Genomic DNA, 12,359 nt, shown 5'->3' with positions numbered 1-12,359 from the left:
AGAGCGCACCGGCTCGTCGGTGCAAGCAGGGTTCACCGCGGCCATGTGCATCCTTGATCCGATGTCGATGGCGGCGGCCCCGACGTTGACCAGCTTCAGTTCCGGTCGGTCGCCGGTCGTCTTAAGCAGCGCCGATGGCACGGAAGGGTTAGCAGCGGCCAAGGGAATTTGGGAACCAGAACACCGCTAGGCACTATTCGGCGCGTACATCGTTAACGTCTAATGGAGGAAGGTTCGAACGAAAGAAGCGATGGCAGCGAGCTGGAAAAGCTTCGGCGTCACATCCGCATTTTGGTCGATATCGGTCGGCTCTCGGTTGAGAATGCCGACCTGGAGCGCTTTTTAGATCAGGCCGTCGTCCAGATCGCCCGGGCGATAGAGATAGATCACGTCAAGGTTCTTCGATATCGTCCTGAGACATCCGATCTCCTCCTCGTCGCAGGTATCGGATGGAAGGAAGGCGCTCTCCGTAGCGCTACTTTCTCGGTTGGCCTACGTTCGCCTCCCGGGCGAGCATTTCAAACAGCAGAGCCAGTCAGCATCAAAGACCTCAGCGAGCAAGAGGAATACGTTCGCTCCGATTTCCTAAAGCAGCATGGCATTGTCTCCTTGACTAACGTGCCTGTGCTGATCGGTGGTGCGGCATGGGGTGTGGTGGAGGTCGACAGTACTACGTTGAGGGATTTCACTGAGGATACCACCGACTTTCTGACCGCTGCTGCCGCCCTAATAGGAACCGTACTGAGCCGCAATGCAGGGCCAGTTGAACAAGCACGGCTGATGGCTGCTGCCGCTGAATCTCATAAGCGAGAAATCCTGCTTCGCGAAATGCAACATCGCGTCAAAAACAACTTCCAGCTCGTTCTTGCCTCAATTTCCATTCAGAAACATCGGTATGACGACGCGGAGGTCCATCGGGCGCTGGACCACGTAGCGAACCGGATCAATGCGATCTCGCTTGCACATGATCAGCTTGCTCCTCGACAAGAGGGCCAGATCGTTAGACTGTCCCATTATATTCGCGCTCTTTGCAGCGCGATCAGCCAACAGGTTGAGGAAGTCGAGTTCGATGTCGAGTGCGACGAGCTTGAATTGAATATCGACAGGGCCCTACCTGTTGGCCTGATCTTGAATGAGACCGCAATGAACAGCATAAAGCACGCGTTCGGTTCGGAAGCTGGCAGGATCAGGGTGAGCCTCGTAGGAGGCATCGGCTATGGTGAGGCTCGTTTGATAATGTCGGATAATGGACGGGGGATGCAGAACCCGAGGAAAGACGGATCAGGACTCAAATTGATTGCCTCTCTTGCTAGACAGATCGGTGGAACGATCGATAACGCGAGTGATCATGCGGGTACGACAACAACGCTCACATTTCCACTTATAAGCTGATCGATCAGCACCCGAATTACTCTTCCCATTCTGAGAGACGCCAGCAATGCCCCGAGCCCAAGAGCATGCCGCCGCGATTATGAGGGAATATCACAAAGCCGAGACCGAATTGATGCGTGCTTACAGACGGTAAAGCAGGGACGGTCAAGGGATTATTTTTGACGAAGCGCACGGTTTGCGTCTTTCCCTCGCTGGCCATATCGGCAAATGGCCCGTCTCAACGATCAAGCTGGTGCAGAACTGACGAAGACCTGTTGCTCCGCGGAGGTCGCCGCGTCTTCGCGATGTCCGCTCAAGAGCCGTTGCTGACGTGACGGAGCCATCGCGATCTCCGATTTGCGTCTGCGGACGGACGTATTGCAACGAGAAAGCCTACGCGGTCCTCGCCGGTGCGGTGAGCGCCAGCGCCGCCACGGCATCCGCTATTTCCGGGGTATCTGCATAGGTAACCATGTGACCGGCATCCTCTACCAGATGCAGCAAAGAGCGGGGCAACATTTCGTGTAGGCGGCGCGACTGGTCGGCCTCGATGAGCCTGTCACCCTTTCCATGCACGATCCTAACTGGACACCGGATACCCCGATATTGAAACTGCATTTGCGCGGCAGCTGGAATAAGGAACGCGCTCTCCTCGGCGGCCGCCCTCAACTGCTTAGGCCGGAGAGCCAACGAGATCGGAAATTCGTTCTTGAATTCCGGCGAAATGGCACGCGGCGCGAACAGCGTGCGCATCAGCTTCGGCATAATGGCCCACGATATGATCGGAGAGATAGTATAGCGCATCAGATCGCCGAGCAGCGGCAGTGCCGGACCCGACATGAGCCAAAAGTCCATCCGAGAGGTAGGAAAATAGTAGCCGGACACAAGCACAAGCCCACTCACGGTATAGCCGCTTCGCAACGCCAGTGCGATCGCCACCAGCGTTCCCCAGGAGTGGCCGAGCACCACGGGATTGCGCACCCCCAGCTGATGAAGAGCCTTGGCGAACAAGGAGGCTTGCGTTGTGGCCGTCCAGATCCGCGTACGCGGACGGTGGCTGTAGCCAAACCCCGGCCGGTCGAAGCAAACGACGCGATAGTTGTGGGCCAAACGGTCGACCAGACCGCTTAGGACGAGATCCTGAATCATGGTCCCATTCCCGTGGAACAGGACTACGCAAGGCGCGGCGGCATCGCCCCGTTCGATATAGTGAAGGCGCACTCCGTCGCATTCGGTGAAGGCCCCGATCGGGGGATTCTTTCGCTCCGCCGCCACTTGAAATGCGATGTTGCTGAGTATCAGAACGACAAGTCCGGCCAAAATGATCAGCAGGGTTCAGTCGTGGACATCGTCAACCTTTGGATATTCCGCACTAGCGGGGTTACTCTGGGAGCGGGCCCCTGACGGACGAGGATTCCTGCTTCCTCGTTTTCAGCCGCGCTTCCCGGCCGCGCGTGCGTATATGCGACCACTCATTTGCCGCAACGGGTACAGTTATCGTCGCGGCAGAGACGTGAGCTCCCGGGCCGCCGCGATGCCCCAGAACGGATATGCAGTCATATCTTTCGAATACTTCCCGTACATGTCGATCCGCCTGCTTGTGAATTCTGCAATGACGGCGACAAATTCGAACGGTGACCTGATCGCCATAAGCCTCAGGCAGAACTCAAAAGCAAATTGCCCGTTGGCCTGGGCTATCTCAAGAAGCTTGGCTTGATAAGCCTGCATGTTTGTTGTCGCTAAATCGAAGCCTTTCGCCGGATCGCTATCACTCATCCTCTGACTGAGGTCACCTGGCAACGCATCCACCCGGGTCTCAATGAGGGGAGCATCGTGTTTTGGATCGTCATGTAGCTTAAGAGGTGGTTCAATCGGGGTCGCTGCAACAAAGCGCAGAAAATCGACTTTCGGGCTTCTGACAATGGCCTGCTTGTTCCGTTGGGCTCGCGCGGCCTTTTTAGGATTGCGGACGCGCTTTGACGCTGTTGCCAATTTGCGTTTGCTCATCTGACGCTCCAAGAAAATGGGGTGCGACCACAACGGTCATTTCTGAAAAGACAACAGGCTTTGCGATGTGGCGTTCCAAACCCTCGAAATGTCCGCATGAACTGAGATCAATCGCACGTTCAATCGCACGTTCTGGCGGTCGACGTTGATTTTAGGTAGCAACTCCAACCGAGCGAACGTTTAGCTCTCGGCGACTTAGTCGGTGCGGTGGAGTTTGAATGCGCCAACGACGCGGCGGCAAAACGGAAAGCCCAAAAGCTGTTGGCAGGCACCCCGGGGGAGCATTGCGACGTATTAACGGAAGTCTAGAGACTAAGTAATCGGAGCGGGCACACATTGCGCTAACGACTAACCAAGAGCGATCGGTTCGTTGACACCATTGAATTGTCTTTTGGGCTCAGGTCCGCAGCTAGCGACCGCTCGAGGCGCTCGGCTTGGTCTTTCGTCAAATTGACAGCCAGACCTAGATCAGTCCCGAACAATGCGGGGCCTTTACGTTGTCGATCGTAGACCATCCAACCCTGAGATGCCTGCCGCACCATAAATCTCGGTGGAGGCGGTAGCTTATCGCCCATGTTTTTGCCCTTTTGTTCTTACGTTTGCGCACAGCGAAGTTTTGGCAGATCGAGGCAAACGCTTTGGTTTGAGCACTCTCAAGCAAACCGTGCCGCGCTCCGCCTAAAGCAACGGTGGACGCTACCCTCCGTTCCTAGGCGAGCCTGATCCCTGAATCGGTTGGATTCGAAGGGAGCGGGGGCAACTTGAACCGCTGGGCGTTTCAATGCTGGCAGAGGAACGACTCTCGACAGAGCTAGTCATCTCCATACTCTCGGTAAAAGCCTCCAATGAAACCACGCCGAGAGAAAACCTTCCTACAAGGTTGGCGGCCTCGGCATCCCTCTCGCTGGGGTCGCTTGTCGGAGAGGCGGCGCGTTTGGTGATGTTAAACGACGCACTTCTGGATGAGCTGAGACAGCTGGAGCGCGAGGTCGTTGAGGGTGAGCGGCGAGGAACAGGAGGCGTTGGTCATTAGTTTGAAACGGCAGAATCAAGACACCAGCAACGCTCAAGCCGAACTGGACGGATTGCGTGAGAATCAGCGCCGCCTTCAGCAAGATCGGCATCGCATCTTGTCGCTGCTGCAACCGTAAGTCCTGATCGTTGGGCTTTTCGTATGTCCAAAAGTGAACATAACTCATCCGCACTCCCGGGCATGCTTGAGCGCGCCCGAGCGGGAGAGTATGTCACTTTGCCACTTCTTCCCGGTACAGGCCCCTATCCCTTTAGCGACCAGTTATTGGCTGGTGTTTGGCCCCAAGCGCTTGAAAGTGCTAAAATATCGCTGCGCTAATGGGATTCGGGTTGGGCGAGTTCTCATCGCGATCGGTGGAGGCCATCGGTGAAGATTGAGCGAGCACTGGCAAGTGGCGCACGAACTTCGAGGCTGCGATCGCCATCACCAACAGTAAGATAAAGGCCGTCCAGGTCATGCCACTTGGTTTATTGGCGCTATAGGTGCTTTCGCGAGTGCGACTTTTTCAACACATCACCTCAGAACCAGACAGCGAAACCATCTGGTTTGCATATCAGCGAACCAGAAGCCGACATGGCGACCAAGCTGTTCAACCAGCTCGTCGACGCGAGCGATCACGCTTGCCGATAATTCAGAGTTTATCGATTTCGCTGTCTTCAAGTTGAAAATCAGCTGCGGGACCTTGGGCCCCTTAGCTCAATGGCCGCGGTCGGCGGGCTACGCCAGTGGGACAATCGAGGGTTCTACGATCCCAATGCCCGAGGTCGGCTGCGGCCAGATATGTGCTCTCCAGGAAGGCCATCAGCGCTACCTCCGGGGCAGCTGATTGTCTCACCACATCTTAAGGCAGGAGAAATTCTCCGAGCTTCCGGTCGAAGTAGGCTCCATCGGGCATCACTTTCGCGTCCGCAAGACCTGCAGGAGCGGGATAGGCATAGGAGTAAAAGGCCGCAAAGTCCGTGCCGCCGCCGCCCGGCCAAAAACCTGCCGATGAGACTTCATGACTGTATGCCTCGCGGGTCACCTCGTCCGGCAAAGAAGGAATGCCACCCGGATGTAGGGGCGCGGGGCGTCCGGAGAAGCGCGTGACCGCTAAATCAAAGCTGCCCCAAAAGAGATGAACGGGACTAGCCTTTCCGACGAAGCCGGTTCGAAATCGGGTGAATACATTGTTGGCGAGCACGAGCGCCTCGAAGAACCTTGTCACGGCTGCAGCATCGTAGGGTCTCGTTTGCCGATCATCGCGAAATGAGATGGGAGCGGGCACCTCGCTGGGTCGGTCGTGAAGCTCCGGCGTGCCCCCAATACGCCGAACGAGTTCGAGGAAATATGCATAGAAGTCAGCCACAGACATCGGTCCTAACGGAAGCTCAGTCGTGCGCCCGTCTGCTGCTTCTCCGATGACGGCATGTTTCCGGAGATCAAGGGTGATCTCAATGCCAGCCCCGTCCGGTACCAGCGAAGTCGTCAACCCACGTGCGTTAACGTAGAGGGTCGCGTGCCAGGAATGGTTGAGCCAAGGCGTTCGTGCAAGTCGGTACTTACCCACAACCTGCGAATACATATGGAGCGCGGAACATGTCTCGCGCCAGTTCTCGAACGGGATGTCTGGCCAGTTTGCGTTCACAGTGCTTCCTCCAACTAAGCTCCACCCGGGTGGTCACAGCACCGAGATGATGTTAGGCGAGGTCCATTCGCGCTCAAAGCTAGACGATGAAGCGCGAGTAGAGCTAGTCTGCCATTGTGACGCCATAATGCGCAAATTCGCACCGAAGACAGAGCCTGGTATTGGGCCTAACCGACGTACTCAGCATATCCATCGGGACCGAGTGTAGGCGCTTGTGGCGCAAAGCGGTCCACGAAAATTTCCGCAACGAATGCGCTGACGCTGTTACTCTACTTCGCACTCGGAGGCGCACTCTATTATCTGCCGTTCGGCTTGATGCGGCTCGGCGACTACTCCGCGACACAGTGCGTCCACCCCATCACAAAAAGGCTCTTACCGGACGCTCGGTAAGGTGGTGTCCGCTTTGCCACCAATATCGACATCGGTGGAGGACGAAGGCACGTGAGCGCAGACCCACTTCTCGTCTCGTGCACCGCAGCAAAGTGTGATTTGCTTACCTCTCGATGGTTGTGGAAACCTAACCGGGTCCGCGCCCGCGCTTTACAGCGGGCTAGGTTTGCCCGCTCTGCTGACGCGGCGAGATCGGGCCTGACCTGTTCCAGGCGGCGTGCCGCATAGCCTTGAGGGACAAGCGTCAATCAACGCTAATGCGGGTCAAAAGGGAGCTGCGACTAAACATGCATGCGATGAAAGCGATCGCCATTATAGTGGTCCTGCTCCTGGTCGTGGTGAACGCTCTGGAATTGCTGCCGGCAGCGAGCGCATTCCAAATATACCTATCGGGTGGCGCGGTGGCGCTGAGCCTTGTCGCGCTGATAGCGATCATGGCCTGGCGCGGCCCGTCACGGGATAGCCGAAGTGCTGGTGCTGAGGCGGCCCGACCGATGCCTGTTACGACTCGCGTAACCCGGGCAGACGCCGAGATCGTTAGCTTTTTGGCGATGCTGCAGGCAAGGGGCCGGCTGGTCGATTTCCTGATGGACGACATCAACGCGCATGATGACGCACAGGTTGGGGCGGCCGCGCGCGTGGTCCATGCCGGATGCAAGACCGCCCTGCTGGAGCACTTCCGAATCTCCCCCGTGCGCGCAGAGAGAGAGGGATCGATGGTGCAGGTCGCCGCTGGCTATTCGCCGGACGAGTACCGACTGCTGGGCAAGATCAGCGGCCCGGCGCCGTTCTGGGGAGTGCTTGTCCACCACGGCTGGAAAACGGATGCGGTGAATCTACCGCGCGTTTTGTGGAGTTCGACCGATCGACTTCCAGCAATCGCTCCGGCGGAGGTGGAACTGAGATAAGCGGGTCCGCATCGGCCGGCTGCCGGGCGCCGACTCGGATCACGTACAATCGGCGCTTTCCATCACGCGCGGCTATTGACGCGAATTAACAGGACGACAACCAGGACACCCTTTATGAGCGCTCGTTTCAGTCTTGCTATCGACCTCGGCACAAGCAACAGCGCAATCGCGATCGCCGATCTCGAGAGTGGTGAGACCAAGATTATCGAAATCGCGCAGACCGTAGGGCCGAAACAAATCGGCGAGATGCTTACACTGCCGTCCGCCGTTTATATTCCGCACTCCGAGGAGTTCCCGGAAAGTTCTTTTCCTCTGCCCTGGAATGATGCCGGGGAGCGCGTGATCATTGGCCAGTTCGCGCGCGAGCGGGGGGCGCTCGTGCCTGATCGCGTTGTGACTTCCGCCAAATCCTGGCTGTCCAACCCGCATATCGACCCGAAGCAGCAGATTCTGCCCTGGCGATCCGACATCGCGGAAGAGAAGCTCTCGCCACTCGAATGCTCGCGCCATTACCTCCAACATCTCAGGGAGGCGGTGCTACATACCGAGCGGGCGCAGGGGCGGGATTGGGACTTCGCGGAAGGCGAGATCGTTGTAACCGTTCCTGCCTCGTTCGATGAGGTCGCAAGAAGCCTCACGGCCGAGGCTGCCAAGGCTGCGGGCCTTGAGGACGTCACATTGCTGGAGGAGCCTCAGGCTGCATTTTACGCCTGGATGGCGCAGACGGGCAGAGAATGGCGAAAACTGATTGCTGATGGCGACATCGTGCTGGTCTGCGATGTGGGTGGTGGGACAGCGGATTTTAGCTTGATCGCGGTCACAGATGTCGAAGGACAGCTGGAGCTTGAGCGCGTCAGCGTCGGCGAGCACATTCTGCTAGGTGGCGACAATATGGATTTGGCGCTCGCGTATGCGCTGAACGCCAAGCTTGAGGCCGCGGGCAAACGACTGGATTCCTGGCAGTTCCTGGCGCTCGTGCATGCCGCCTCCAAAGCCAAGATCGTGCTGTTTGATGATGCCGGGCTGGCGCAGGCGCCGATCGCGGTCCCGTCGCGCGGCTCCAGCCTGCTTGCTAAAACTGTCTCAACGACTCTCGATCGCGAGACACTGGAGCAAGTTGTCGTCGACGGTTTTTTCGCTAGAACCAGTGTCGACGACCTGCCGCACGAGAGCCGCATGACAGGGCTGCAGGAATTCGGTTTGCCCTATGCTTCCGACCCGGTCGTCAGCAAGCATATCGCCCAGTTTCTCGCTCGGAGTCTGCAGAACGTAAAGGCAAGCGAAAAGCTTGCCGCTCTGGTGGAGGTTTCGGCTGACGCGCAGGTGCTGATGCCGACCGCGGTCTTGTTCAATGGGGGCGTTTTCAAGGCCGCCCCAATCCGTACCCGGGTGCTTGAGCTGCTGGCGTCCTGGAATGGGGGCCAGCCAGTCCGCGAATTGGAGGGTTTCGAACCAGACCTCGCCGTCGCACGCGGCGGCGCGATCTACGGACGCCACCGCGCCACTGGCAAGGGCGTGCGCATCAAGGCCGGCGCGGCGCGTTCCTATTACATCGGCCTGGAAGCGTCGATGCCCGCCGTTCCGGGCTACAAGCCGCCGCTCAAGGCATTGTGTGTTGTCCCGCAGGGGATGCAGGAAGGCACGGAACTGCTAATCGAAGGACGCGAGTTCGGCCTTGTCACCGGCCGCACGGCGGAGTTTCGGTTTTTCTCCTCATCGGTACGAAGCGGCGATACGCCGGGACAGATACTCCCCGACGCCGAACGTGACCTTGATGACGCTGGCCTACTCGAAGTCGCGATCCCAGCCGTTGACGTCCCGATGGGGCAGGTGGTGCCAGTCCGCGTCAGTCCCGTCGTCACCGAACTTGGCATCCTTGAGCTTTGGATGCGGCACACGAACTCCGATCGCCGATGGAAGGTTGAGTTCCAGGTCCGCACGGAATAGGGGCCGCCCCTGGAGGTAATTCTTGACGAAAGACCGCGCCCGCTTCGCCATCGGTATTGATCTCGGCACGACCAACTCCGCACTCGCATTCGCGCCACTGGTCGGCAAGGGGACGCCAGAAGTCCTTCTCGTCCCGCAATGGGAAGGCCTGACGAGTCTGACCGAGAAGCCAACGTTACCTTCTTTCCTGTACCTCCCAGAGGAAGCGGTCGCGGCACACTTCCGCAGTGAGGAGGTCGAAGCCGGACAATGGATCGTCGGCCTTTTTGCACGCATAAAGGCAAGCGAAGCGCCCGGACGGGTCATCCATTCCGCGAAGTCGTGGCTTTGCCATCACGCCGCCGACCGGTTGGCACCTTTTCTGCCATGGGGATCAACGGTTCTGGCACGTGAGCAGAAAATCTCGCCGGTACGCGCCTCGGCACTGATTCTGAACTATTTGCGGGGGATCTGGAACAGCCGGTTTGCCGAGGCCGGCTTTGCGTTCGATGATCAGGACGTCACGGTTACCGTTCCGGCTTCCTTCGATGCGGCGGCGCAGCGACTGACGATTACCGCCGCAGAGGAAGCGGGCTTCCCCAGTGATGTGCGACTGCTCGAAGAGCCACAGGCTGCGTTCTATTGCTGGCTGGAAAGCCACGACCCCGCGCGCGAATTATGGCAGCAGCCCGACAACGGCGATGCTGGGCTGCGACACGTGGCGGTTATCGATATCGGCGGCGGAACGTCGGATTTCAGCATTTTTGAAGTCCGCCTGAACGAGCAAATGCCGGACCCTGACATCAGGCGTGTCGCGGTGAGCGAGCATACGCTGCTCGGCGGCGACAATGTCGACCTTGCCGTCGCCCATTTCCTGGAGCCGCGGCTTGCTGGGGCGGGCGGCCGGCTTTCCGGCCCGCAATGGGATCAGCTCGTCGCCGCCTGCCGTCATCTGAAAGAGCTCGCGCTCGCCGCTACGGGGCCGCCGGATGAGCGGTTCGTTGTTGCACTGGCCGGTCGCGGGTCGGGCATGGTCGGCGGCTCGCAGACGGCGACGGTGATGCGGGCGGAAGTCGAGAACCTATTGCTGGACGGATTTTTTCCCTTCTGCGACGCGGCGGCGCGGCCGTACCGGACGCAGGCGGCACTGAGGGAATGGGGGCTTCCTTATCCTCCCGACAGCGCGATAACCCGACACCTTGCCGAATTCCTCAACGACGGCCCGCGCATTGATGCCGTCCTGTTCAACGGCGGATCCGTCCGACCGCCGCTCCTGCGCCAAAGACTCCGCGAGCAGATCGGAGGCTGGCAGAACGGTTTCGTACCCCAAGTTCTGAAGAACGAGGAGCCGGATTTGGCGGTGGCGCGTGGAGCCGCGCGATTTGGTGCCCTTCTCCACCACCGTTCGGGTCGCATCGCCGCTGGGGCCGCCGCTGCGATATTTCTCGAAGTGGAGGGGATACAAGCAACGGATCGCCAGACTGTGCGCCCGCCCCTCGTATGCGTTCTTCCTCAGGGTGCAGCGCCGTCGCAGCTTTTTGAGATCGCTGATCTTGGGCTTAAGCTTCGCACCGATCAGCTGGTGCGCTTCCAGGCTTATTCCTCAACCCGGAAGAACGTTAGCCGGGCCGGAGACATCGTTTCCTGGTCCGAAGGCGAATTTCACGCGTTGCCCCCACTCCAGACCATCGTCAGGACGGCTGAGCTATCCGGTCCGGAAACGGGCGGGATGTTGTCCGTCGGTCTGACAGCGCGGATGAACGCACTGGGGTTGCTCCACATCTCGTGCGTCAGCGCCGATCCCGCCTTCCAGCAGTCCTGGCCGCTGGAATTCAACATGCGCGAGCACGTCCAAGGCGTCGCGGGCGCGCCCGGTGCGGGGCGGGCGCGGGAGGCAAACGCTCCGATTGAACCGAACGCTTCAGCGGACGCGCTGGTAACGGCACGTAGGCAGATCGGGATCGTGTTCACCCAGCCTGCCAATAACAACAAGAAGAACAAGATTACTGCTGCCACGATCCTCAAGGGTATGGAGCGCATCATCGCGTCTGCCAGAGGTGAATGGAACGGGCCCCTGCTGCGCGCCCTTTGGCCTGCGCTTGAGGAGCGGCGGGACGACAGACGACGTTCCGCGGACCACGAAGAGGCTTGGCTCATCATGGCTGGATTCCTGCTGCGCCCGGGCTTCGGCGTTGTCCGGGACGACCTTCGTATCGATGCCCTGTGGCGGGTGCACGATGATGGTCCGTGTTTTCCTGGTCGGCGCATCAAGAGCCAAGAATACATCCTCTGGCGCCGGGTGGCGGGCGGGCTCACGCGCGAACGCCAGACTAGGCTTATGGCCGGAGAGATCGAGAGGATCCGCAGCGGCAGGGCGCCCGACGAACTCGTGCGTCTGGCTGGATCCCTGGAACTGATCCACGACGACACCAAGGCGGAACTGGTGCGTTGCCTCTGCGACATCGCGGTGACGCTTGCACGGGCCAAGCGGCACTGCGCTCCTTATCTTGCGGCGCTCGGGCTCCTGCTCAGCCGCACTCCGCTCTACGCAGGGCCGGAGAGTGTCGTCTCGCCCGATCTCGTCGAGCACGCGTATCAGGCTTTCCAGCGCTTCGATTGGACCACGCCGGAGTTGCTCGACCTGCAGATTCTGTTCCTCCGGGCCGCGCGCGTTGTCGACGATCGGAGCCTGGATCTACCCATGTCTTTGCGCGGCCTGATTGCCGGCAAGCTGGAGAAATCCGGCGTTCCTGCGCTGCAGACCGCAAAAATCAAAGGTTTCGTTCCGATCGGACGATCCGATCGGGCCGGTCTATACGACGATTCACTCCCTCCTGGTCTGATCCTGATCGAATAGACATGCGCAAGGCCCGCGCCGCTAGCAGCCACGCCGCCGAGAAGCGTGATGAAGTCGCAAGCACGGTCGCCGCCGCACCGCTTTGACGTGAGTCAATATTTCTACTAAGGCGTACTCATAAATCCGCCCGTACAAATGCTGACCCAAGCGAGGTCCGCCAGCTAAGGGCCGATTCCGTTGAAAAAGGGCGGCAGTAATCCGATGTATTGGCGTCAGCGGCGATGCGGCCGAGCGGCTGTG

General features: G+C 59.2%; 8 protein-coding genes and 1 pseudogene. 6 read left to right on the top strand and 3 right to left on the bottom strand.

Annotation, left to right across the window (positions count from 1 at the left end; translation table 11 throughout):
* Together SO139_RS43300 and SO139_RS43295 are read left to right on the top strand one after the other, a co-directional pair.
* A partial coding sequence (locus SO139_RS43300) for a hypothetical protein (protein ID WP_498541943.1) occupies nucleotides 1-190 on the top strand: 190 nt, incomplete at its 5' end.
* A gap of 32 nt (nucleotides 191-222) precedes the next feature.
* Nucleotides 223-1,392, top strand: coding sequence for a sensor histidine kinase (locus tag SO139_RS43295; protein WP_474804796.1), 1,170 nt, complete (start codon nucleotides 223-225; stop codon nucleotides 1,390-1,392).
* Nucleotides 1,393-1,764: 372 nt separating this feature from the next.
* Here the strand turns inward: SO139_RS43295 and SO139_RS43290 are convergent, their stop codons facing one another.
* Nucleotides 1,765-2,592 carry an alpha/beta fold hydrolase gene (locus SO139_RS43290; protein WP_474804799.1) on the bottom strand — a complete coding sequence of 276 codons (828 nt, stop codon included), beginning with the start codon at nucleotides 2,590-2,592 and terminating at the stop codon, nucleotides 1,765-1,767.
* Between the two features lie 273 nt (nucleotides 2,593-2,865).
* Entirely contained in the window at nucleotides 2,866-3,378 is a 513-nt protein-coding gene (locus SO139_RS43285; RefSeq protein ID WP_474804793.1) for a Phasin protein, read from the bottom strand.
* Nucleotides 3,379-4,159: 781 nt separating this feature from the next.
* Between SO139_RS43285 and SO139_RS43280 the strand changes: the two genes are divergently transcribed.
* Nucleotides 4,160-4,411 (top strand): hypothetical protein, encoded by a 252-nt coding sequence (locus SO139_RS43280; protein ID WP_474804790.1) that lies wholly within the window; start codon nucleotides 4,160-4,162, stop codon nucleotides 4,409-4,411.
* 691 nt (nucleotides 4,412-5,102) lie between these two features.
* On the opposite strand, the pseudogene SO139_RS43275 reads toward SO139_RS43280, so the two are convergent.
* Nucleotides 5,103-6,038: pseudogene (locus SO139_RS43275) on the bottom strand (DUF5996 family protein).
* Nucleotides 6,039-6,715: 677 nt separating this feature from the next.
* On the opposite strand from SO139_RS43275, the gene SO139_RS43270 reads away from it, so the two are divergent.
* From SO139_RS43270 to SO139_RS43260, 3 genes are all read left to right on the top strand, one after another.
* Nucleotides 6,716-7,336 (top strand): DUF2760 domain-containing protein, encoded by a 621-nt coding sequence (locus SO139_RS43270; protein ID WP_498541942.1) that lies wholly within the window; start codon nucleotides 6,716-6,718, stop codon nucleotides 7,334-7,336.
* A gap of 114 nt (nucleotides 7,337-7,450) precedes the next feature.
* Nucleotides 7,451-9,283, top strand: a complete 1,833-nt coding sequence (locus SO139_RS43265; protein WP_474804904.1) for an Hsp70 family protein — start codon at nucleotides 7,451-7,453, stop codon at nucleotides 9,281-9,283.
* A 22-nt stretch (nucleotides 9,284-9,305) separates the two neighbouring features.
* Nucleotides 9,306-12,119, top strand: coding sequence for a hsp70 family protein (locus SO139_RS43260; protein ID WP_498541941.1), 2,814 nt, complete (start codon nucleotides 9,306-9,308; stop codon nucleotides 12,117-12,119).
* Nucleotides 12,120-12,359: the final 240 nt, after the last annotated feature.

Source organism: Bradyrhizobium sp. UFLA05-89 (assembly GCF_059803475.1).
Note: the sequence above shows the minus strand (reverse complement) of the source record. Positions and strands in the feature narration are given on the sequence as shown.